Genomic DNA, 22,169 nt, shown 5'->3' with positions numbered 1-22,169 from the left:
GGGGCACGTCAGTTCGATTGCGTTCAAGTTCATCTAGAATAGTCCAACCGCTCTTGCGTCAAGGGCACGCTGTGTCTGTGGGCTTGTTTCTGAGGTCGTGCCCGGCGGATCCCCAAGCGTCGTGAAAGACATGGCTGGCCCACTGCCAGGCTTAAATGCTTCAATGATGGTGTCGGAATCTTCCTGCCGCGCTATCATGCCGGTGTGCCGTCCGATCCGATATTCAGTATACCCTCCGGCATGTGAAACCCTGAAATTGGTGTGTCTTTCAATGCGGCATTCATGAACGAATTGAACACGGGAGCAGCCAATCCGCTTCCACTACCTGCTCGCCCAAGACTTCTCGGATCGTCATAGCCTATGTAAATCCCGGTCACGAGCTCAGGAGTGAAGCCTACAAACCAGGCATCTCGGTTGTCATTCGTGGTCCCCGTCTTACCTGCCGCAGGGCGGCCCAGATTAACCCGGCGCGATGCCGTTCCCCGTTCGATAACACCTTCCATCATGCTGATCGTCTGGTATGCGGTCATAGGGTCGAGAATCCGCTCCCTTGTGTCGATCAAGTGTGGTTCGTCCTGTTCACTCCATTTGCTGACATTGCAATCGACGCATTTGCGCTGGTCCTGACGATAGACGGTCCGCCCCGTCCGATCCTGGGTGCGGTCGATGAGACTTGGAGTAACCTGCAGGCCGCCGTTCGCAATTACGGAGTAGGCTGAGACCATCTTCATCAGTGTCGTTTCCCCGGAACCGAGCGATATGGAAAGGACGGGCGAACGATGTTCGTAAATCCCGAGACGCTCCGCATATTCCATGACCGTGTCCATTCCCACGGCAGATGCGAGCTTCGCTGCCATGACGTTGCGGGAGTGTTCTATTCCAAAGCGAAGAGTGACTGGACCTTCATAATGGCCGCCATCGTTCTTTGGAGACCACACCTGGCTGCCTAATTGGAACTCAACAGGTTCATCGCGGATGACCGTTGAGGGCGAAAACCCGTTGTCCAGAGCGACGGCATAGACGATCGGCTTAAAGACTGACCCAGGCTGCCGAAGAGCCTGGGTTGCGCGATTGAACTGCGATTGGCCGTACGAGAACCCGCCAACCATAGCGACGACGCGTCCCGTATCCGGACGCATCGCGACCAGCGCGCCCTGCACCTGCGGCAACTGGCGGAGACGATAGTCGGTCGATGATTCCTTCTCGACCAGTACGATGTCGCCCGACTTGAGAAGGTCCTTAGGCCCTTTTCGGCCCAGGGCCCATTTCATCCCCGACAGGCCGATGTGTGCGGAACTTTCCGCCCCATCGATCAGCACCAGATCCACGCCGTCCGGTCCGACTGCCGTAACCTCCGCAGCTATCCACCCCGGAACGCCAAAGGCACCCCTGTATTTTTCGAGGGCTTCCGGACGGCTCGCCTCAGCGTCGATATGATCGAGCGGGCCGCGATAACCGCGCTGTTCGTCAAATGAAAGCAGTGCGGATCTCAAGGAATGCTGCGCAAGTCGTTGCATGCCCGGATCGAGCGACGTCCGAACAGAATAGCCGCCTTCGTATAGACCCTTTTCGCCGAGTTCGCCGATCATGGTCTTCCTGACGTCATCAATGAAGTAACCGGCTTCCTCGAACCTCGTGGGTGGCGGCTGGCGTGAGACGCCCAACGGTTTTTGCTTTTCAGTCTGTGCGATTTCGTTCGATATGTAACCGTTCTCGACCATACGGTCGATCACCCAGTTCCGGCGTTCGACCGCCGCGTCCGCGAACTGGTACGGGTTGTAGTTGGCGGGCCCCTTGGGAAGTGCTGCAAGATAGGCCGCCTCTGCCACAGACAGATCAGCGACGGACTTGCCGAAGTAAGTTAGTGCCGCTTGGGCGATGCCATAAGATCGCTGACCAAAGAAGATCTGGTTCAGATAGAGTTCCAGGATGCGGTCCTTGGGAAACGCTTGCTCCATCCGAAGGGAAAGCAGTGCCTCCTTCACCTTTCTCGTCATCGTTTGGTCGGGGGTGAGGAGGAGGTTCTTGGCAACTTGCTGGGTAATCGTCGATGCGCCGACCATTCTCCTGTCACTGCCCATGTTGGTGAGGTTGACGAGAACGGCTCTTGCGAGACCGCTGAAATCAAGGCCCGCGTGGTGATAGAAGTTCTTGTCCTCGGCCGAGATGAATGCCGCCTTCACACGATCCGGAACGGATTGGATTGGCAGGAATATGCGCGGCTCCGAAGCAAACTCGGCTAAGACTTCGCCATTTGACGCGTAGATCCTGGACTTAACCGGAGGCGAATAGTCGGCAAGGTTCGTGTAGTCCGGTAGCTCTCGCTGAGCATTGGCAATGAAGATCCCAACAGCGATCGCGCATACGAGCACGAACACGCTGGCCAGGGAGAATAGGTATCCAATCAATTTCAGCAAAATTGCCTCCTGCGTCAGGTTTAGGACCGGAAGTGGAGAGCCTTGGCTTCCGAGAGGCGGTCGATATACGTTCGCGCTTGCTATTGCAATTAGAATCGCATTAAGGGATTGGCAACATGCTAACGCTACTGGAGATGCATTAACATTTTTCCGGCACTCGAGGCTTCGTCGACGATCGACGGCCTGAATGCAAATTCATGACGATTCCACGGATCACCGATGACCTATATTTCCAGAATTGTGGCGTCTCGAAGCCAGTCAAACTTCGAGCTTTCCAAGCCTGGGACCGCTCGTATTTCGATCGGTGCGGCAAAGTCGCGCACCCGCGTAACGCGGTCTCGAATCCTGGTCCTCAGTATGTGCTTTCTGGCTCTCTACGGAATCATCGGTGTAAGGCTGATGCAGTACGGATTGGCCTCACCCATCGTCACCGGTTCGCATGGAAACGTGGCAGTCCCTGCATCCCGACCTGAAATCACTGACCGAAATGGTGAGATGCTCGCCACTGATCTCGACATGGTGTCGCTTTACGCCGAACCAAGACGTATCGTGGATGCGGATGAGGCCATCGAGAAACTCGCATCTGTGGTCCCGCAGCTAGACTGGCAGGATACATACCGGAGGCTCAGGTCGCAGTCTGCGTTTCAATGGCTCCGCCGACAGCTCACCCCGCGACAACAGGCCGACATTCTTGCACTGGGAATTCCGGGCATCGGGTTCCGGCCTGAAAAGCGGCGCTTCTATCCGGGTGGCTCGACCGCGGCCCATATCCTTGGTCATGTTAACGTTGACAACCGCGGCCTCGCGGGGATGGAGCGTTATCTCGACCAGCAGGGCCTGATGGACCTGCGAGCCAGTGGCATCACTGGAGGCGCTGCTCTTGAGCCGGTCCGCCTTTCGATCGATCTACGCGTTCAAAGCATCGTCCATGAAGTCATCACCAAGGCGATGATCGACTATCAGGCGCAAGCCGCCGGCGCGGTGGTGCTGGATGCCGATACCGGAGAGGTTCTCGCTATGGCCTCGGTTCCGGACTATGATCCAAATCAGCCGTCGAAAACCCTTGCCGATGGATCGGTCGACAAGGAGTATGAGAAAGGCTGGTTCAACCGCATGAGCAATGCGACGTTCGAGATGGGCTCAACCTTCAAGAGCTTTACCCTTGCCATGGGCCTTGATGAGGGTAAGATTACTCTGAATTCCGTGATCGATGCATCTAAACCTCTTCGGATGGCCGGCTTCACGATCAAGGACGACCACGGCCAGTATCGCCCCCTCACCGTTCCCGAAATCTTCCAGTATTCGTCCAACATCGGCACGGCCGGCATTGCCTCGATGGTCGACATATCAGATCATCAGGCTTTTCTGACGCGCCTTGGTCTGCTGTCGAAAATGAACACAGAGCTTCCGGAGGTCGCCACACCCACACAGCCACGTGTGTGGAGGAAGATCAATCAGGCGACAATCTCATTTGGTCATGGCGTGGCGACGACGCCGTTGCAGACCGCCGTGGCTGGCGCGGCCTTGGTTAACGGTGGCAAGCTGATTGAACCAACGTTCCTTCCGAGAACCCGTGATCAAGCAAACGCGATTGCGCAGCAGGTCGTCAAATCGACGACGAGTTCCGACATGCGCTACCTGTTCCACTGGAACGGAGTGAAGGGTTCCGGTCGAAATGCTCGTGTCCCCGGTTACAACGTGGGCGGCAAGACTGGCACTGCCGATAAGGTCATTAACGGCCGATATGCCGCGCATTTAAATTTTAACGCTTTCCTGGCGGCGTTCCCTATCGACAAGCCGCGCTATGTCGTTCTGACGATCATCGACGCGCCGCTTACTGGAGAGAAGGGTGGCAGGCTTGCGGCATACACAGCGGCACCCATGGCCAAGGCGATCATTGGTCGTTCCGCGCCGCTTCTTGGTGTCCAGCCCAGGTTTGGGGAAGACGATGGAAGAGAGAGCCTTCTTGCGAACTATTGAGGATCATTCTCGTAGATAACGTATTCCTTGATCGACGGTTGGCTCTCGAACGGACGTGTCGTTCCCGGTGAAGAGAGCGCGTTCTCGATCAGCTCAATTTGATAGACCTTTGTGATCGATTGCCCGGTAAAGAAAATCCGGTAGATGATCGGGGCGAATATCATATCCATCAGGCGGTCGGCCACGAGCATGGCTTCCCCTTCCCTAGCCCAACGATCGATAAGGCACACAAGGTTTTGGTAGACGTAGCCGGCTGCTGTCTGTGCCATTGGGACGTTGCTAATCCTTTCGCGGAACAGTGCGTGCCCGGGGCCCGACGAAATGTCGTCGACCAGTTGCTCGAGCCAGATTTCGAGATCTCCGCGTAAGCTTCCCGTGTTCACTGGTATGCTATCGGGGATAAAGTGCTCGTTGGCGACATCTTCAAGGAGTTTCGGGAGGGTTTCCCACCGCCGATAGATTGTGGATGGCGGGACTTCGGCTCGATCAGCGATCATAGCGACCGTGATCTCTCGGCCATGATGCTCTTCGAGTAACGCCCTGACTGCGGCGTGGACCGCAATCTGGATCCGTTCGCTTCGTCCTCCGGGTCTTATGAGTTCTCGCGCCAACAGTCACCTCCACACTCAGCGTTTAGAAAGCGACTAACACGGCAGACAAGTTTCCGAAACCCACGCAAGGCGGGGACTTGTTTGCCGAGCCATTTTGAACGCGGGCATTGAGTTTCACCTTAAAGGCTCCGGATAATTGGCAAGTCAGCGAAAGCACTTCCCCCGAGGCCCAGGGTGTTCGCGACAAGTGTCATGCACCATAACGAAGATGAACCGGCAAACAACGTCTCGCACCGACCCTAAGTCGTAGTCCGTCAAGCCCATTATCGGAGCCTTCGCGTCCGTATAATTCAGTAACCCTCTTTTAATGCAATTCAAATTGCATTAATATACCGCAAGTCGCGAGACGAATTATTGCGGCATCACAAGCACTCATACAGCGCGGATACGACCGCGCTCCCATAAGGAACATCCTATGCGAGACGTCCCGGGGCTGCCCTCACGCAGAATTTTTCTGAAGGCATCTGCGGCAAGCGCAGGTATCACATCAGTCCCGGCTAGAGCAGAGCAAAAACCAGAACCGATTGCACTCGCCGAATACAAGCCAGTGTGTCTTACACCGGTTGAGTGGGCCTTCGTCCTGGCAGCCGTTGCCAGACTAATTCCATCGGAAAGCGCAGGCCCTGGCGCGATCGAAGCCCGCGTCCCTGTCTTTATCGAAACGCAGCTTGCCGGTGACTACGAGTACGAGGTCTGATCGTTCATGGTCATTTGCGATGTCGTGATAGATGGCGGGGGATGGGGCGACGTGGGCCTTGCTACCGACCCTGGATAGTGAACTGATGCGCCTTCGGTCCCAGAGGCTCCTTTTCCCTGGAGCTTTTGGCCCGACGTGTACTGCGGGAACCCTTAAACTAGAGCCGAGATACCAAGCCATGACGATAGCCAACGTAGTCAACTCACACAAAGTCCTGATGCTGTTGACGTCTGACTTTGTAACTGCTCGCTACGAAGCGTTGCGCGCGCGGGCGCCAGAACTGAAGATCATAACTGAAATAGGAAGTAAATCTGATCCTGATGTCACTGCGCTCTTCGCTTTTAAATTATCGGCCGGTGTAGCACCGCTTCTGCCGAACCTGCGGCTTGCTGCGTCGGTGGGTGCTGGTGCTGACGGGATACTGTCGGCACCAGACCTGCCGTTACATGTAAAAGTAACCCGTGCAGTTGAGCCGGGTCTTGGGTTCAGCATGGCCCAATTTGTTTGTATGCAAATCTTGAGACATTTCCGGTCACTTCCGACAATAGAAGAACAACAAGCGGCGGGCGAATGGAAGCGGCTGCAGATTCCCGACGCACCACAGACAACAGTGGGCATTATGGGGCTGGGCTCCATTGGTTCGGTCGTTGCCAACGCTGTCGCTGCACTGGGTTTCAACGTGATCGGTTGGGCCCGCTCTAATAAGCGCACGACGAACATTCCTGTCTTCGTCGGTGCTGAGGGCATGGATGCATTTCTGAGACAGTCCAATTATTTGGTTTGTCTCCTGCCGGCTACACCGCAAACCTGCGGACTTCTCGACCGGATAAGCCTGTCAAAGCTGCCCAGGGGAAGCTATTTGATCAACGTAGCGCGCGGGGGAATTCTGGTCGAACAGGATCTCCTTGCCCTTGTTGATGAGGGCCATTTGAGCGGCGCAGCTTTAGATGTCTTCGCAACTGAGCCACTGCCACCAGCCAGCGCATTCTGGGGGCACAAAAAGGTGCTTGTAACGCCCCATATCGCAGCTCAACCCTCGGTATCTCCAGTAGTCGACCAGTTTCTCGACAACCTTCAACGATTGGTCAACGCCGAACCATTGATAAATGAGGTTGACCGCAGCCTTGGATATTGACGTCACGAGACACTTCTTCTTGAATTGAGTTTACGACATCGCAAAGGGATGAACCGCGCCGGGTTTGCCGGAGACCTCAACTCGTGAGAAGTAGGGTCTATGACAAGCAAGACGACAAACAAATTCTCCCCTGAAGTCCGCGCCCGCGCCGTTCGAATGGTGGCGGAACATGAATCCGAGCATCCGTCCCGTTGGGCGGCGGTTTCCTCGATAGCGGCCAAGATCGGCTGCTCGGCGCATACGCTCAATGAATGGGTGAAGAAGGCGGAAGTCGATACTGGCAAGCGGGCCGGGTTGCCGAGTGATGTGGCCGAGAAGATGAAGGCTCTGGAACGCGAGAACCGCGAGCTTCGTCAGGCCAACGAGATTTTGCGCAAGGCCAGCGCTTATTTCGCCCAGGCGGAGCTCGACCGCCCACTGAAGCGATGATTTCCTTCATCGACGAACATCGTTCGGTGCTCGGGGTCGAGCCGATCTGCAAGCTGCTGCCGATTGCCCCGTCCACCTATTATGACGCCATCGCCAAGCGCGCGGACGTGGATCGATTGTCGGTCCGCGCCCGTCGCGACATGGCGATGAAGATCGAAATACGTCGCGTGTTCAATGAGAACTTCCAGGTCTACGGTGTGCGGAAAGTGTGGCGGCAACTACAGCGGGAGGGATTCGATATTGCCCGCTGCACCGTCGCACGGCTCATGAGAACGATGGGTCTTCAGGGCATCATTCGAGGCAAGCCGGTCAAAACCACCGTGTCGGACAAGGCTGCGCCATGCCCGCTCGATCGCGTCAATCGCCAGTTCAAGGCTCCTGCGCCAAACATGCTCTGGCTCTCTGATTTCACCTATGTCGCGACCTGGCAGGGCTTCGTCTACGTGGCCTTCGTCATCGATGCCTTCGCCCGCCGCATCGTCGGTTGGCGGGCAAGCCGGACCGCACATGCGGGCTTCGTGCTCGACGCTCTCGACCAGGCACTTCATGATCGGCGGCCCGTCCATCGCGGCGGGCTCATCCACCACTCCGACAGGGGCGTGCAATACGTGTCGATCAAGTATTCCGAGCGGCTGGCGGAGGCAGGCATCGAGCCGTCGGTCGGCAGCGTTGGCGATTCCTATGACAACGCTCTCGCCGAAACGATCAACGGCCTTTACAAGGCCGAGGTCATCTATCGTCGGGGACCATGGCGCAACTTCGAAGCGGTGGAGTTCGCCACGCTCGAATGGGTCGATTGGTTCAACCACCGCCGTCTTCTGGAGTCCATCGGAAATATGCCTCCAGCCGAGGCCGAGGAACGCTACTACGTCATGCTGGACGAACCAGCCATGGCCGCATAACTTAAACCAACCGGTCTCCGCTAAACCCGGCGCGGTTCAGGACATCAGTTTGCAACTAACCCCTTGCACTCGAATACGCGCTCCATCTTATGGCTTCAAATGGCTGGCGGCCACACGAGCATCGCTGGGTCAGCTATATTGGGGAGATTACTCTCGGTGGCACCGACCTGCGGCAGGTTCATGATAGCCTGAAGCACACCGGAATAATGCCACACCATTGCTTCAACGTCTGTCGCCGCGCTCAGTTTTCCCTCTGAAAACGCAGATGTGATTATGGTTCTAAACAGCGCGCGTTGTGCCCCAGCCCCCTTCAATGCCATCGCCCTGCCACCCGGAGGCAACTTCGTAATTTCGACGCAGGCCTTGACGAGCACGCAGCCGCTGGGTTTCTCTAGGTTCGGATCGCTCGTCACGTAGTCAAGAAGTAGCGCCTGAATCTGTTCTCTTCTTGTTTTGGCTTGAACGGCACTCATACGACGCAAAACGCGTTCGTTGTAGTGTGCCAAGACCTCCCGTTAGAGCCCTTCCTCGTCACAAAATCGGTTGTAGAGACTGGATCGGGACAGGCCCATTGCTGCCGTCAGTTCATCAATCGACGCTGCCGCATAACCGCGGCGCAAAATACGTGCATTGCGCCCGCTATTACAGCCGCATCATCAAACCGTTGTTTTCCGCTCATTTTTTAACCGTCTTGACAACTTCGGGCGTGATCGCGACGAAGCACCCGCGCCGGTCGATCCGGACATTCCTCATCGAGACCGGAAAGTGCCAAAATCCGCCTGGAGCGCTTTTCTGGCGCATCCACGCGACATAACGGAGATGTCGACCGGCGAGGCAGCGAACTTCGTTGGCCGTTCGGTGATGACGCCCCGCCTTTGGTCGCTTGCACGGTTTCTGATCAGCAAGATGGCCGAAATCCCAGCTCTCGGGTGGGCGACAGGGCTACGCGAGGTTCATCCCTATCTCGTACGTGGACTTGAACAACACCTGCGGTATCAATTGAAAGACGACGGCCGCAAGCTTCCCCACTACTGGCGCTATCTTCTCGCACGCTGGGCAGAGTCTGAGCGCGACCCCGATCAGATATTTTTATACATACAAAATCGCGTCAAACAGGAGGGACGGTCTGCAAGCATTATCAGGGAAGCAGTCGCACGGTCGCAACCGGTGATCTCCATCAACCGCACCTATGGTCTCGCGCCTCCAATGGCGGCGAAGCATACTTCGGCTGATTGCCAATCGGGAATGGCTTGCCGAGGCCGCCCGGATGGTTCTTGCGTCAAGTGGCGCACGAACGCCGGGTATTGACGGAATGGACAAGCAAAGACTGCAGGTCAAACTGGATCAGCATCTGGACGACCTGCGGACAAGCCTGCTGGAGGAGAGCTATGAAGGTGATCTGGCCAGCTACTTCGACACGGTCCATCACCGGCTGCTTCTGAGATGTGTGCGGCGACGGGTGCAGGACCGACGGTTCGTCGATCTTCTCTATCGGTTCTTGAAAGCAGGCCACATCGACCGTGGCCTGTTTACAGCCTCAAGCGAGGGTGTCCCGCAAGGTGGCGTTCTGTCACCGCTCCTGTCCAACATCATGCTCTACGAGTTTGATATGTTGCTGGAGGCGAAATACCTGAACAAGTAGGCACGCAAAGACCGATGGGCATGGAACTTCGGCATAAAGCAGGGTCGCCCCATCAGGGTTCGCGAGAACCGGCAATGGAACCGGCTGTTGCCTATTGCCGATACGCTGACGACTTTGTCGTGATCGTAAAAGGAACCAGAGCTCGTATGCGCTGAAAGGTGCACGTACGGTTCGGGGAGGAGAAGCGCTTCTGCGCTTCTTACTCCACTGAAGGTCATCGGCTGGGGATGGTTCTACCTGTCGACCATTCTCGATGATTATTCCCGCTACATCATCGCGTGGAAGCTGTGCACCAGCATGAAGGTGGATGATGTCACCGATACGCTCGACCTGGCGCTGGCCGCCTCAGGCTGCGACAAGGTCAAGGTCGAACATAGGCCGCGCCTGCTTTCGGACAACGGCCCCTGTTACGTCGCTTCCGATCTCGGTGAAAGGCTGGAGAAATACAAGATCGATCAGGTGCACGGCGCTCCCGGCCATACGCAAACTCAGGGTAAGATCGAACGTTGGCACCATACGCTGAAGAACCGCATCCTCTTGGAAAACTACTTCTTCCAGCAGGACCTCGAAACCCAGATCGCGGCCTTCGTCGAGCATTACAATCATCGACGATACCACGAGAGCCTCGACAATCTCACCCCGGTCGACGTCTACTTCTGGCGAGGCCAGGCCATGCTGCTCGAACGCGAAAGGATTAAACGAGACACCATAAAACAGCGCCGCTTGAACCACTAGGCCAATCGACCCGCAAGCCGAGCCGGAAACTCCAGCTTCCAAAGCCTAAAAAGTCTCAAATAATTCGACGACGGACAAAGCATGGATAGATATACGGTCGGTTTAGCCGCCAACCTTGCTGCCACGATAACGGATCACGTCAATCAAGGCATTTAGCGCTGGCTGCTTTTGTCGTTTGCCGGGATAATAGAGGTGGTAACCCGGCATTTCCGGGGTCCAATCAGGCATCATGGTTGCAAGCTGGCCGGAATCAAGATAGGTCTGTACCTGCGACTGTAGCATGTAGGCGATGCCAAATCCTGCCACTGCGGCGTCGATAATCATCTCAGGCTTGTCAAAAGAAAGCGCACCGGACACTCTTACGTTCTGGTTCCTCCCCTCTTTTTGGAACGTCCACTTCGTAACGCCATCCAGCGATGGCATACGGCGATTGATGCATTGATGGTAAGGCAAATCTTTAGGCGTAGATGGTGTGCCGTGTTTTGAAAGATAGGCAGAGGACGCGACGACGACCGCCTTTTCCGGCGGACCGATCGGAACCGCAATCATGTTATTGTCGAGATTATTGCCGAGCCGTATCCCGGCATCGTAACGCGCAGCCACGATATCCACCAAGCGGTTATCGACGCTGACCTCTATCGAAATCTGGGGATGGTCGGACACGAGTTTCTTTAACGCGGGCCAGAGGATGGTTTCAGCAGCATGATCCGCTGAATTTATACGCAGCATGCCAGCGATTTCCGCGTCGTTGCCTTTGATAGCATTGAGCTTGTCTTCTATATCGAGAAGCGCCGGGCCAAGTGTTTCTAGTAACTTAAGCCCGGCCTGCGTGACTGCGACACTCCGTGTGTTTCTTGACAAGAGCGACATGCCCAGTCGCTCCTCCAGCCGGCGGATTCGATGGCTGAGCGCGGATTGCGAGGTACCAAGACGACCAGCGGCTCGTGTGAAACTCTTGGCTTCAGCGACGGCGACGAAGGCAGCAAGACTTCCCAGTTCATCCCGGATCACATCAGTTCCTTCTCGGTCTTATGATTTAATGGCGCTTCGATATATTCATTCATGACATATCGTCATAAGGCCATTCATATCAAGAAAGTTGCGAATTTGAGTTGCCGTTACGAAATCTGTTGGGCGCCTGCATTAGCGCGCTACGATTTGATTTGGAGGAAGGATATCATGACGAAACGCCCGAACGCCGGAATCGCCCTTGCTCTAAGTGCGACGTTGATGGCAAGTTATCCAGTTTACGCACAGACCGTGTCCAATACGGTCCTTGATGGCGACTATGTTTTGATCCCGGAGCAGCCATCCTCGGCCTATGTCGATGCGACCGGCACACGCGTTCCTGTCATGGCTAATCTTCACGCCACGGATTCGACCTTTGTCGACGTCGATAAGGATGACGATCTGGACGTCATCGTATCCGTGGAATATGGCGCGAACCGTCTATATGAGAACGACGGCAAAGGTCGCCTCACCTACAAGCCTGGTGTCTTTGGCACGGGTATTCACGATAGCGAACATGTTCGCGCTGCGGACTTCGACGGCGATGGCAATATGGATGTAGTGTTTGTCGCCGAGTCTGACGAAGTTCATCAGCTTTTTCTAGGCGATGGAAAAGGCGGCTTTACTGACGCAAGTGACCGACTTCCCGCTGGAAGCCAGGGCAACGGCCTCGCCATTGGCGACGTCAACGGCGACGGTTTGCCTGATATCGTCGTGGGAAGCACCGGCGAAATCGGGCACGGTCCCAACATGAAATTGCGGCCTGCGCGCAATCTTCTGTTCCTGAACGACAAGGATCGTCCGGGTCACTTTATCGATGCTACGGAAACGCATCTTCCTAAAGCGGATGACCAGACCGAAGGCGTCGTACTGGCAGACATGGATGGCGATGGCGATCACGATATGATCATTGCAAGCCCGGCCCACCCGAACCGGCTGCTCATCAATGATGGTTCAGGCAAGTTTACAGACGGTTCCGACCGCCTCGAACTGTCTGTGCCAATGGAAACACGCGACGTTAAAGTCATGGATGTGAACAAGGACGGGCATAGCGATATCGTCTTTTTCAACATCACCAGCAACAATATGGGCTGGGATAAGGATCCGCAAACCAGACTGCTGATCAATGACGGCAATGGCCGGTTCAAAGATGAGACCGAAGCACGATTGCCCAAGCACAAATTCTCCAGCTGGGCCGGAACCGTTCTCGACTGGAACGGCGACGGCGCGCCGGATATTCTTGTTGGCGCAATTCAGGTGCCGGGCTTCGTCCCGCTTCAGCCGCGCGCCTGGCAAAATGACGGAAACGGCAACTTTACCGATGTCACGGCGGATGTCGTTCCGGGGATTACTGTCGGTCGAAGCTGGAGCGCAGGCAAGGGCGATCTTGATGGTGACGGCAAGGATGATGTGTTCATCGGTGCCTGGGGTACTCAGGCGAGACTACTGTTGACGGATATCAAAGGCTATCAGAGCCAGTTGCCGAAGTTACAGGAAATAGAACCAGCCAAACGCTAATTGAGACAGGGGCAGGAGAGATATTATCCTCCTGCCCCTTCAAATCAGCGGCATTCCCGCTACATACTGCTAAAACGAGCAATCAATTCCGCCGCATTCCCTATGCCTGCTGCTTTCATAAGTCTGGCTCAATGGCTTCCGACAGTTCTGACTGAAAGAGACAGTTCCTGAGCGATCATCGCATTGGCTTTGCCTCAAGCCACCAAGGTGACAATTTGTCTTTGACGGTCCGTCAATTGCAGCCTGTCTCCCAAAACAGAACGCGCAATGGGCTGAAAGCAATGGAGCGCCTCGGCAAAAGGGTCTGCGAGATTTCGACTTCGCCCGTAAACCTGTCAACAAAACGAACGCCCGCTTTCGCTCGTCATCATTCGCTCGTCATAATAAACCCGACCTTGAGGCAAATGTGCGCTCCACATTCGACCCGTTCGAATAAAGTCGTCGTGCTTTGGATAAAGGGTAAGCGGCAAGCTGACCCCATCTGGCGTCAGTAGCGCGGGCTCAGCTATTGCGTAATGACTATCCACCAGCTGTGAGCTTCTATGTCTGCGCCTATCTCTGGAACTAGAAACTTTCATATGATCGAGGCCGTTCCAGAACGTTTCGAGGGCGCGCCGCGGCAGTTTCGGCGGCGTTGGTCCGATGATTTCAAGGAGCGAGTGTCTCGGCAATTGCGCGTCGCATCGGCATACACCCATCACAATTATTCGGCTGGCGTCGTGATGCTCGCGCCAGACAAGAGGGCTCTTCGGTGCCTGCGGCTGTCGAGGCGTGTTTGGGGCCGGTTTGTGCGCGGGCGGTGATCGAGGTGGTTATCGGCGACATGATTATCCGGGCGGGGGTGGATGCCGATGAAGCACACCTCAGTCGCGTGATCCGAGCGGTGCGGTCGGCATGATCCCGTCGAACGTAAAAGTCTTTCTGGCGAGCCATCCGATCGACTTCCGTAAGGGACCTGACAGCTTGCTATCGCTGGTTCGAGATGCTGGCAGTGATCCGTTCAACGGAGCTCTTTATGTCTTCCGGGCGAAACGAGCAGACCGTATCAAGATCGTATGGTGGGATGGCTCCGGCGTTTGCCTTTACGCCAAGCGGCTGGAGAAAGCCCAGTTCTGCTGGCCGCGCATCGGACATAGCCGGGTCCAGCTCAACAATGCCCAGCTTCTGGCTTTGGTGGATGGGATGGACTGGAAACGCGTTCGATCAACACCCATCAAGCCGCCCGAGATTGTTGGGTAAAACCCCTGCGGCGAATTGAATCATGCACCTGAAACTGCGGGCGGATCACAGCAAAATATGCTCTGATCATACCCATGAAGCGACCCGATATAGAGCTCCCGGATGATGTAGAGGCACTCAAGGCCATGGTTCTTGCCATGGCCGAAAAGGCCGCTCGCGTCGAGGCTTTGGAAAAGCAGGTTGACGACCTCGAGGCCCGAAATGCTGATGCCGATGAGCGCATCGAGCGGCTGACACAGATACTGAAAGCTTTTGACCGCGCGCGCTTCGGACGGCGTTCAGAGAAACTTGCAGCGGCCAGTGTTGATGACGAGCAGCATGCTTTTGTCTTTGAGGAGATCGAGACCGGTATTGCGGCGATCAGGGCCAAGGTTACGAGTGGCATCAACAAAGATGGCAAACGTCCACCGAGGCCACGCAAGGGCTTTGCGGCGCATCTGGAGCGTATCGAGGTGGTGATCGAGCCGGAAGACTTGCCGGAGCATACGGGTAAGACCAAAATCCTGATCGGAGAAGACATATCCGAACGCTTGGATGTCGTTGCAGCGAAGTTCCGTGTCATTGTTACGCGCCGTCCCAAATACGCTTTTAAGAACGAAGACGGCGTGATCCAGGCTGCGGCCCCGACACATATCATTGAGGCGGGCATTCCAACAGAAGCGCTTCTGGCTCAGATCGCCGTGTCCAAATATGCCGATGGCCTACCACTCTATCGGCAGGAGGCGATTTACGCCCGCGACAAGGTCGAACTCGACCGCAGGCTCATGGCTCAATGGATGGGAAAGCTGGGGTTCGAGCTCGACATCCTCGCCGATTACATCCTGAACGAAATCAAGAAGGCGGAACGAATATTTGCCGACGAGACGACCTGCCGACACTGGCGCCTAGATCCGGGTCGGCGAAAACCGCTTGGTTATGGGCCTATGCCAGGGATGACCGAACGTTCGCAGGCAACAGCCCGCCCATGGTGGCCTATCGTTTCGAAGACAGTCGGCGACCGACTGCGTGGCACGACACCTCAGCGGCCATCGCGGGATTCTGCAGGTTGACGGGTACGGGGCCTACAGCAAACTCGTCCGCAAGGACGGCGTTATTCTGGCTGGCTGCTGGGCACATAGCCGTCGCAAGTTCTATGAATTGCATGTCGCCAAAAGCTCCAAGGTGGCAACAGAGACAGTCGAGCGAATGGCAACGCTCTGGGAAATGGAAGTGACCTGAGACCCATCTCCCCTCCAGTTTTCAGGAGAGTCTTGGATTTTCAATCGGCACTCCAATCTCGAACTGGTGATCACGCTCATCGGCCGGACTGAAGATATGCCCGTCGATCAAGGCTCAGTTGCCGTCGCGAAACTCCTGTCCGTCACCACGGCGCTGTCGCAAAGTTGGCAAAATGACGAGATCGGCCACCTCAGCTGTGCAGTGAGCGCATGATGACAGGCCTCGAAACGAGGTCCAGATGAATGTCCGCGCCAGCGCTTCAGATAAAAACGACGCGAGAGGCGTCCAGTCGATCGAGATGGGCGCCAAACTTCTAAACGTGCTCGTCGATGAAGAAGAGCCAATGATGCTTAAAGTCCTCGCGAGACTTGCCGGAATAGCTCCGGCACAAGCCCACGCTTATCTAGTGAGCTACAGAAAACTTGGCCTAATCGAGCAGGAAGAACCTGCCGGACGCTATCGCCTCGGCCCGTTTGCGCTAGAGCGTTTCCCTTTCATGTTGGATCGTATCCGCATGCGGTGAAGAAGTTTCTGGCCTCCTGAGGCTCGATGATATCGATCAGTTTTCCGATCCTGTCCCAAAGGCCGGTCACGGTGCGTTCTGCCGCTTTGCGCAGGAGCGCCTTCAGCTTTGAGAATGCCTTCTCTATGGGATTGGAGTCTGGACTGTAGGGCGGGAGGAACAGCATGCGCGCACCGGCAGCCTCGATCATCTCACGCGCCGCCGGTCGTTTGTGGCTGGAGAGATTGTCGAGAATGACGATATCGCCAGGCTTCAAGGTCGGGACGAGAACCTGGGCGACATAGGCCTCGAACCATTCTCCGTTGATCGGCCCGTCGATCACGAGCGGCGCAACCATTCCTGTGCTGCGCAAGCCAGCCACCAGCGTCGTAGTCTTGCGGTGACCGTGTGGGAAACCCATTCGCAGGCGCTCTCCCTTCCTGCAGCGTCCATGCGTGCGCGCCATGTTCGTCGCGGTCCAGGTTTCGTCGATGAAGACGAGTTCGGCAGGATCGAGGTCCAACTGTTTATCGAACCAGCGTTGGCGCTGCTCCGATATGTCGGGACGGCTCTGCTCTATCGCGTGACCAGTCTTTTTTTGCGGGTCTGGCCGTGACGGACGAGGAAGCGTTGCAGCGCCGATTTGCTGATCGTGATGCCTTGAGCGGAAAGCGCGTCGCGCAGTTCGAACAAGGTTCCATCGCGATGCTCGGCGAGCCAGGCCATGATCGCGTCACCATGGGCCTCGGTCTTGCAGGAATTTCGATCGCCACCGAGAGGACCAGGCAACACATCACCCTGGCGCAATTGCAGATTTCGCCAGCGGCTGACGCTTGCGGCACTCACGCCGAAACGGGCGGCGGCTTCCCGATGGGTCGCACCAGCACTGACAGCAGCCAGAACGCGAACACGCAGATCGACAGAAAGTGATTTCGACATATCCGCCGACCTCCATCGGCAGATAGTTTGAATCAGACCACACCCGATTTGCAAAGCCCCGCAGATTCAATCAGTCAGGGAAACGCTCTAGAGCTTGGTATCACCCGAATGCGCACAGCAGATCCCATCCGACTGGCGCTCGAGGCGGTGAGCGATCTGTCTGTCAGAAGCGGCTTGAACGTGGCGCTCGTGGTCTGGGGTTCGTTTCGCCCGACAGTCATTCAGGTTCAAGAAAGTGGAAGTCAGCTCAATATTAATACCCGATTGGGGACCGTTTACTCGCTGACCGGACCGGCGAGCGGAAGAGTCTTTGCTGCCTTTATGCCTGAAGGCATGATCAAGGAAGCGATCCGCAACGCGCGAAAGGATGAGATCGGCTCCAACCGCGTGGGTAGACCGAAATTCCTTTCCCGTATCGAGATTGAAGGCATTCGAGCAAATGGATATGCCACTATTGAGGATCGCCCGTGCCAGGGATCAAAGCCCTCTCCGCCCCCGTGTTTGACCATATGGGCCAAATGCAATGCGCCATCACATCAATCGATCTTGATAGCGTTATGAGCAACGCCCCGGACAGCAAATATATTCCCCTACTCCTCTAAACGAACCGGCAACTTTCGTTCCAGCTTGGATATTCCGGATTGAAATCGATCCGCCAGCCACAACCACACTTGCCCAACGACAGAAGAAGAACCGGTGCGCGTGTCCCGCAGCACCGGTTCAAACGCATTACTTATGCTCTTTTGTAACGTGGGTAGTCTATATAACCACTATCGCCTTCGCCGTAATAGACACCTCGGTCCGCCGGGAAGGTCGGCCAGTCATTTTCCAAACGCTCCACAAGATCTGGGTTGGATATAAACGGCCGCCCGATCGCGATAAGGTCCAGCAGGCCCGCATCCAATGCTTCCTGTCCTGAAGTCTTGTCGAAGCCGCCCGCCGCCATCAAAGTTCCGGTGAAAGCCTGCCTGAGAGACTTCAGGAAATCAGCCGGGATGCCGGGAAGGCCTGCACCGCCGATCGTATGCTGGTCGCTAAGATGAAGGTATGCGATCGGCCGTTTGTTCAACTCTTCCATAAGCGCAAGCCAAGTTTCCGCTTCGGTATCGAAAGGCTGCATATCGTGAAGTCGTCCGAAGGGCGATATTCTCAAGCCTACACGATGATCCCCAATAGCGTCGATGGTTGCATCGATGACTTCGAGTAGAAAACGTAGGCGATTCTCAATTGAGCCACCATATTCATCTGTTCTGTCATTCAGCGCATCGCTTATGAATTGCTCGAATATATACCCATTCGCGCCATGAAGCTCGATACCATCGAATCCTGCGTCGATGGAATTAAGGCCAGCCTTAACAAAGTCCTGAACCAGACGGGAAACCTCTTCGGTTGCAAGCGCACGCGGGACGCTGCATAGCTGTTTTCCGGCCACTTCATTCTCATCGTAAGCGAATGCAGTTGATGTCGCAGCCACGGTAGACACCGATGACACCGGCTGTCCCCGCCCCGGCTGCAGCGATGTGTGAGAAATACGACCGACATGCCAAAGCTGCGCGTAGATGCGGCCCCGAGCCATGTGGACAGCATCCGTCACCAAACGCCAGCCTTTAATCTGCTCGTTGTCGTAAATACCCGGGGTGAACAAATAACCGCGCCCCTCCGGCGTGATTGGAATGCCTTCGGATATGATTAGTCCCGCGCTTGCTCGCTGAGCGTAGTAGAGTGCAGTAGACGCATTTGGAACAAGGCTCGGAGACCGGGACCTCGTCATTGGCGCCATTACAATACGATTGGGTAATACAAATCCGGACAGGTCGTAAGGTTGAAAAAGGCTTGCCAATTGGAACTCCTTGTATGGTGGGATTTGCCGCAACGGGCAACGGTTGGCCTCAACAAAGTCTTTTGTCATTTTCGAACCTGAGAAGGTAGAAGCCCGATGCAAGCATCTGCTTCATTTCCGTATCAGGCGGCCTTTAGCCGTGAGATTTCGCGCTCAGGAATAATTTCCACCGGATTGACGACGTAGGTGGATATCTGTCCGAGGAACTCCTTGGCGTGCGTCATTGCCGTCTGGCCTTGAGCCGACTGGAAACCGCGCTCTATGGCAGCTTCGTCTTCGAACCAAAGTTCTACGACGCCGTCTAGGCCGGTCTCGCCCTCAGGTCCGTCGTCGGCGAAGCGGTTTGGCTGCCAATCGATGATGATGTTCTGACGATAGCCAAGCAGTCCAGGGAGACGCTTTACCAGCGAGGAATGATCATTGAACCACTGATCCTGAAATTCCTCCCGACTGATCCCCGGCCTCCTTTTCAGAAGCGACATCCGCTTGACTTTCTTTTCTGCCTTGCGGACCGGCACAACTGTATTTTGAAAGGCTGTGGCGACAACCAGATCGGTCAGGAAATTTTGCTCGTCTGCTTGAAGGTCTTTGAGATTCTCCGCGTTGACGCTACGGCGCATTGCAGTCAGCGATGGAAAGAATAACTGCGAGATCGCATCGATTTCGAGGTCATTTCTTTCGTAGGCAATGCCCTTTTGGGTCCTGTCCGTCACCAGATTCTGCACATAGGCCTCAAGCGTTCCGAATGTTTTCTTCACGAGAGAACCATGAGTTTCACGCCAGTGTTTCTCAAACTCAACCGTGCTCAATTCAGGCCTTCGCCGGAACAGTCCCATCCGAACAATCATATCTTCCTCCCTGAACTTGCAATTTTCCAACCCAGTAAAAATTCGATTTAAACAAACTCTTATGTAAATGGCAAATATTTTTATTGCCTTTCTTAGGAAGTTTAAGCTAACTTCAATCAACGGTGAGGCTCATTCTCGCAGAAGCGAACAGAAACGGCGTGTGACTTCGGGCGGACACTATATGGCGCAACAAGGACCTCTGAATGTTCACCGATCGAGGTTTGAAAAGAGCACACCTCGACAAGTCAGTACGCATTGGGCCTGCCATTGCGAGCTGTCGTTTTTTGAAAATATGGAGTACTTACGGATTAACGGCCAAAGCCAGGTCACCAAATTTGGCCCTTCGCCGAAAGGCCGCGCCGATGTCAAAATGCGCCTGCAGCAGTTCGACCGCCTTTGCTTCATCCCGTCGGAGAAGCGCTTGATAAATTTGCTGATGATGATCGATCAAAAAGGACTGAATGCCCTCAACGTTCAGGATTTGAGTGCGTCGCGTGACGTGCGATTGGCGAAGCAGGTTCGACGTTGCGATATAGAGGCTTAAGAGCGTTGGCGAATGCGCTGCACGCACCAGCATTTCGTGAAATTTGAAGTCGGCAGCACCACCTTCCTCGGGATTCGAGATGGTTGCGACGATTTCCAGCATCGCATCGCCGCACCTGTCGAAATCGACGGCAGTTGCCCGCCGGCAGGCAAGCCGGACAGCCTGAAGCTCAATTGCAATACGGGCTTGCATCACATCGTCTATAGCCTCTGCCTGCTGAGCGAGTATGAAACTGAAAAACTCGCCGAATATCGAGAGATCAGGCTGGCGGACAACGGTGCCTTGGCCATGCCTTATGTCGACAGCACCAAGCGCCGCTAGTGCACGCAGTGCTTCACGTATCAACGGCCGGCTGACACCCATCTGCGCAGCAAGGTCACGTTCTGACAGGAGCCTGTCGCCCACTTTCAGTTTCCCGGTAGATAACTGATCGCGGAGGAATCCGAGCACGCGCTCATAGTCACCGCCTCGACCTCCGGCCCTTGTCACCTGAACTTCATTTTCTTTTTCAGTCGTCATGTCCGCCTCAATTCCGGCTCACCCGTGGCAATCGTTATTTTTCAAAATGCGCCATTCCAGAGCGGTTGACAAGTGGGAACCCATGGACTACCACTGGTATTACCACTTTAAAGTCATGGGAGGATGACAATGAAGCGCATATCCAAGAGGATGACCAAGTCCATCTGCCTCTATGGTTTGACGTTAGGCTTGCTGGCCTCCGCCAGCTCGGCTGCAATCGCTCAGGACCTCAAGGGCGATATCGAATACGGCTACTGGGGAAATGCTGCGAGAGCGGAAGTCACCGAAAAAGTCAGCCGTCTATTCGAGCAAAAACATCCTGGTACGAAAATCACGGGAGTGTCGGCGGAATATAATGCCTACATTGAGCGGTTAACGGTACAGTCGGCTGCGAGCGAACTGGCCTGCGTTACGCAGGTGCAGAGCACGTTCCTTGCCAGCTACGCCAATCGTGGAGCTTTGTTGCCGCTTGATGAGCTCGTTCAGTCTGGAGCGATTGATCTCAAAGGCATCCCGCCTGAAATACTCGAAACCGGTAAATTCGACGGTAAGCAGTATATGGTGCCGACCGGCACCTTTGTGCGCCTTTTGGCATACAATAAGACTATGGCTTCGGAATACGCCATCGACCCGCCCGTCGGTCATGCGAACTTTGCAGACTATGAAACATGGCTGCGGGCTGCACAGAAGAAACTTCCAAAAGGCGTATACGCGACAGAGAATGAAGCGCCTATTCCATTCTCGCTATATTCATGGGTCGCCGGGCATGGCGAGACCATGTTCAAGGATGGTCAGCTATCCGCATCGCCCGAGGTCATTGCTGCATGGTTCCGGTTCTGGAACGATCTGGCCAAGGATGGCGTAGCTATTCCACCCGACCGGCTGGACGAACAATTGGCAAACCTGGAGCTGACGCCGTTTGCGAACGGAAAAACTCTCGTCGCGACCCGCGACATTCCCCATATCTCGATCATGGAGAGAGTGAGAGCCTCACAGGGTGTTCCTACTGAAATAGAGTTCGTTTCAAACCCGGCGAAAGATGCCACCGCATCAGGCAACGTCCCCGGCACCAACGGGCTGACTATCTCCGCCAACTGCGACAATGCGCCACTGGCCGCTGCCTATATCAATTTCTTCGGCAATGATCCGGCAGCAGCCATTGCCTATCAATCCTCCAACGGCGTGGTCGTGAGCAAGACAGGGCGGGAAGCTCTCCTCGACGATCCCAACACCTCAACCAACGTGAAACGCTCGCTGGCGGAACTCGACAAGGTGACGAGCGCCAGTGACATTGCGACGGCAAATTATCCCTCGGGCTATCAGGGTATGGCAGCCGTGCTGAGGCGTCAGTACGAAGAGGTCGCATTCAATGGGACCAGTCCGGAAGATGCCGCGCAAGCATTCATCGACGAAGTGAATTCACTTCTAAACTGAGGCCCTAAGCAA

Annotated in this window: 17 protein-coding genes, 6 pseudogenes and 1 other annotated feature; of the genes and pseudogenes, 14 read left to right on the top strand and 9 right to left on the bottom strand. The window is 55.5% G+C overall.

The features are described 5' to 3' along the window. Positions 1-33: 33 nt before the first annotated feature. Positions 34-2,417: pseudogene (locus J5276_RS29255) on the bottom strand (penicillin-binding protein 1A). 219 nt (positions 2,418-2,636) lie between these two features. Between J5276_RS29255 and J5276_RS29250 the strand changes: the two are divergent. Next, entirely contained in the window at positions 2,637-4,397 is a 1,761-nt protein-coding gene (locus J5276_RS29250; protein ID WP_209160250.1) for a penicillin-binding protein 2, read from the top strand. Here the strand turns inward: J5276_RS29250 and J5276_RS29245 are convergent. Next, positions 4,391-5,008, bottom strand: a complete 618-nt coding sequence (locus tag J5276_RS29245) for a TetR-like C-terminal domain-containing protein (RefSeq protein ID WP_209160248.1) — start codon at positions 5,006-5,008, stop codon at positions 4,391-4,393. The genes J5276_RS29250 and J5276_RS29245 overlap by 7 nt on opposite strands. 415 nt (positions 5,009-5,423) lie before the next feature. Between J5276_RS29245 and J5276_RS30885 the strand changes: the two are divergent. The 3 genes and pseudogenes from J5276_RS30885 to J5276_RS29230 all read left to right on the top strand — a co-directional run. Then, positions 5,424-5,690: pseudogene (locus J5276_RS30885) on the top strand (gluconate 2-dehydrogenase subunit 3 family protein); the annotation flags it as partial. 193 nt (positions 5,691-5,883) lie between these two features. Continuing rightward, the gene (locus tag J5276_RS29235; RefSeq protein WP_209160244.1) at positions 5,884-6,840 is read left to right on the top strand and encodes a glyoxylate/hydroxypyruvate reductase A; all 957 of its coding nucleotides are present in this window, start codon (positions 5,884-5,886) and stop codon (positions 6,838-6,840) included. 99 nt (positions 6,841-6,939) lie between these two features. Then, positions 6,940-8,171, top strand: a protein-coding gene (locus J5276_RS29230) for an IS3 family transposase (protein ID WP_229002307.1) whose coding sequence is annotated in 2 segments (ribosomal slippage) — positions 6,940-7,234 and positions 7,234-8,171 — 1,233 coding nt in all. Because the reading frame shifts where the segments join, the coding sequence is not laid out codon by codon here. Next, positions 7,224-7,340 (top strand) — a sequence feature (AL1L pseudoknot). It overlaps the preceding gene by 117 nt. A gap of 95 nt (positions 8,172-8,266) precedes the next feature. Here the strand turns inward: J5276_RS29230 and J5276_RS29225 are convergent. Further along, positions 8,267-8,677 (bottom strand): TetR/AcrR family transcriptional regulator, encoded by a 411-nt coding sequence (locus J5276_RS29225; RefSeq protein ID WP_209160242.1) that lies wholly within the window; start codon positions 8,675-8,677, stop codon positions 8,267-8,269. A gap of 9 nt (positions 8,678-8,686) precedes the next feature. Continuing rightward, positions 8,687-8,791: a TetR family transcriptional regulator gene (locus J5276_RS29220; protein WP_229002314.1), complete on the bottom strand. Its 105-nt coding sequence runs from the start codon at positions 8,789-8,791 to the stop codon at positions 8,687-8,689. Between the two features lie 10 nt (positions 8,792-8,801). Between J5276_RS29220 and J5276_RS29215 the strand changes: the two genes are divergently transcribed. The 3 genes and pseudogenes from J5276_RS29215 to J5276_RS29205 all read left to right on the top strand — a co-directional run. Next, positions 8,802-9,479: a hypothetical protein gene (locus tag J5276_RS29215; RefSeq protein WP_209160240.1), complete on the top strand. Its 678-nt coding sequence runs from the start codon at positions 8,802-8,804 to the stop codon at positions 9,477-9,479. Next, positions 9,361-9,959 (top strand): annotated as a pseudogene (locus J5276_RS29210) (reverse transcriptase/maturase family protein); the annotation flags it as partial. The gene J5276_RS29215 and the pseudogene J5276_RS29210, both read left to right, overlap by 119 nt. 55 nt (positions 9,960-10,014) lie before the next feature. Further along, positions 10,015-10,548 (top strand): annotated as a pseudogene (locus tag J5276_RS29205) (transposase); the annotation flags it as partial. Between the two features lie 102 nt (positions 10,549-10,650). Here the strand turns inward: J5276_RS29205 and J5276_RS29200 are convergent. Beyond that, positions 10,651-11,559, bottom strand: coding sequence for a LysR family transcriptional regulator (locus J5276_RS29200; protein ID WP_209160235.1), 909 nt, complete (start codon positions 11,557-11,559; stop codon positions 10,651-10,653). Between the two features lie 168 nt (positions 11,560-11,727). Here J5276_RS29200 and J5276_RS29195 point away from each other — a divergent pair, with 168 nt between their 5' ends. From J5276_RS29195 to J5276_RS29175, 5 genes and pseudogenes are all read left to right on the top strand, one after another. Further along, positions 11,728-13,074: a VCBS repeat-containing protein gene (locus J5276_RS29195; protein ID WP_209160234.1), complete on the top strand. Its 1,347-nt coding sequence runs from the start codon at positions 11,728-11,730 to the stop codon at positions 13,072-13,074. Between the two features lie 652 nt (positions 13,075-13,726). Continuing rightward, a pseudogene (locus tag J5276_RS30880) lies at positions 13,727-13,846 on the top strand (transposase); the annotation flags it as partial. Positions 13,847-13,968: 122 nt separating this feature from the next. After that, positions 13,969-14,313, top strand: a complete 345-nt coding sequence (gene tnpB / locus J5276_RS29185) for an IS66 family insertion sequence element accessory protein TnpB (RefSeq protein ID WP_012478067.1) — start codon at positions 13,969-13,971, stop codon at positions 14,311-14,313. Positions 14,314-14,387: 74 nt separating this feature from the next. Then, a pseudogene (locus J5276_RS29180) lies at positions 14,388-15,531 on the top strand (IS66 family transposase). Positions 15,532-15,769: 238 nt separating this feature from the next. Further along, the gene (locus tag J5276_RS29175) at positions 15,770-16,054 is read left to right on the top strand and encodes a helix-turn-helix domain-containing protein (protein ID WP_209160233.1); all 285 of its coding nucleotides are present in this window, start codon (positions 15,770-15,772) and stop codon (positions 16,052-16,054) included. On the opposite strand, the gene J5276_RS29170 is transcribed toward J5276_RS29175, so the two are convergent. Beyond that, positions 16,026-16,972 (bottom strand): IS630 family transposase gene (locus J5276_RS29170; protein ID WP_209160232.1). Its coding sequence is split into 2 segments (ribosomal slippage): positions 16,026-16,633 and positions 16,633-16,972, totalling 948 coding nucleotides; the frame shifts between segments, so codons are not numbered across the junction. The two genes, J5276_RS29175 and J5276_RS29170, sit on opposite strands and share 29 nt — an antisense overlap. A 27-nt stretch (positions 16,973-16,999) precedes the next feature. Here J5276_RS29170 and J5276_RS29165 point away from each other — a divergent pair. Further along, complete coding sequence (locus tag J5276_RS29165; RefSeq protein ID WP_209160231.1) at positions 17,000-17,533, top strand: hypothetical protein; 534 nt, start codon at positions 17,000-17,002, stop codon at positions 17,531-17,533. A 172-nt stretch (positions 17,534-17,705) separates the two neighbouring features. On the opposite strand, the gene J5276_RS29160 is transcribed toward J5276_RS29165, so the two are convergent. From J5276_RS29160 to J5276_RS29150, 3 genes are all read right to left on the bottom strand, one after another. Next, complete coding sequence (locus J5276_RS29160; RefSeq protein ID WP_307777826.1) at positions 17,706-18,881, bottom strand: alkene reductase; 1,176 nt, start codon at positions 18,879-18,881, stop codon at positions 17,706-17,708. 53 nt (positions 18,882-18,934) lie between these two features. Then, entirely contained in the window at positions 18,935-19,660 is a 726-nt protein-coding gene (locus tag J5276_RS29155; protein ID WP_209160230.1) for an EthD domain-containing protein, read from the bottom strand. Between the two features lie 301 nt (positions 19,661-19,961). Beyond that, positions 19,962-20,723 (bottom strand): FadR/GntR family transcriptional regulator, encoded by a 762-nt coding sequence (locus J5276_RS29150; protein ID WP_209160229.1) that lies wholly within the window; start codon positions 20,721-20,723, stop codon positions 19,962-19,964. 129 nt (positions 20,724-20,852) lie between these two features. Here J5276_RS29150 and J5276_RS29145 point away from each other — a divergent pair, with 129 nt between their 5' ends. Continuing rightward, on the top strand, positions 20,853-22,157 hold the full coding sequence (locus J5276_RS29145) for an ABC transporter substrate-binding protein (RefSeq protein WP_209160228.1): 1,305 nt from the start codon (positions 20,853-20,855) through the stop codon (positions 22,155-22,157). The last annotated feature ends 12 nt before the right edge of the window (positions 22,158-22,169 follow it).

The sequence above is a fragment of the Agrobacterium sp. S7/73 genome, from assembly GCF_019355535.1.
GTDB lineage: Bacteria > Pseudomonadota > Alphaproteobacteria > Rhizobiales > Rhizobiaceae > Agrobacterium > Agrobacterium tumefaciens.
The sequence above is the reverse complement of the archived record's forward strand: the minus strand, read 5'-3'. Positions and strand labels throughout refer to the sequence as shown.

Excerpts from the sequence above, each read along its gene's own strand:
- J5276_RS29160 (WP_307777826.1), bottom strand. The coding sequence starts at position 18,881 with ATGACAAAAGACTTTGTTGAGGCCAACCGTTGCCCGTTGCGGCAAATC.
- J5276_RS29235 (WP_209160244.1), top strand. The coding sequence starts at position 5,884 with ATGACGATAGCCAACGTAGTCAACTCACACAAAGTCCTGATGCTGTTG.
- J5276_RS29150 (WP_209160229.1), bottom strand. The coding sequence starts at position 20,723 with ATGACGACTGAAAAAGAAAATGAAGTTCAGGTGACAAGGGCCGGAGGT.
- J5276_RS29175 (WP_209160233.1), top strand. The coding sequence starts at position 15,770 with ATGAATGTCCGCGCCAGCGCTTCAGATAAAAACGACGCGAGAGGCGTC.
- tnpB (WP_012478067.1), top strand. The coding sequence starts at position 13,969 with ATGATCCCGTCGAACGTAAAAGTCTTTCTGGCGAGCCATCCGATCGAC.
- J5276_RS29195 (WP_209160234.1), top strand. The coding sequence starts at position 11,728 with ATGACGAAACGCCCGAACGCCGGAATCGCCCTTGCTCTAAGTGCGACG.
- J5276_RS29145 (WP_209160228.1), top strand. The coding sequence starts at position 20,853 with ATGAAGCGCATATCCAAGAGGATGACCAAGTCCATCTGCCTCTATGGT.
- J5276_RS29250 (WP_209160250.1), top strand. The coding sequence starts at position 2,637 with ATGACCTATATTTCCAGAATTGTGGCGTCTCGAAGCCAGTCAAACTTC.
- J5276_RS29155 (WP_209160230.1), bottom strand. The coding sequence starts at position 19,660 with ATGATTGTTCGGATGGGACTGTTCCGGCGAAGGCCTGAATTGAGCACG.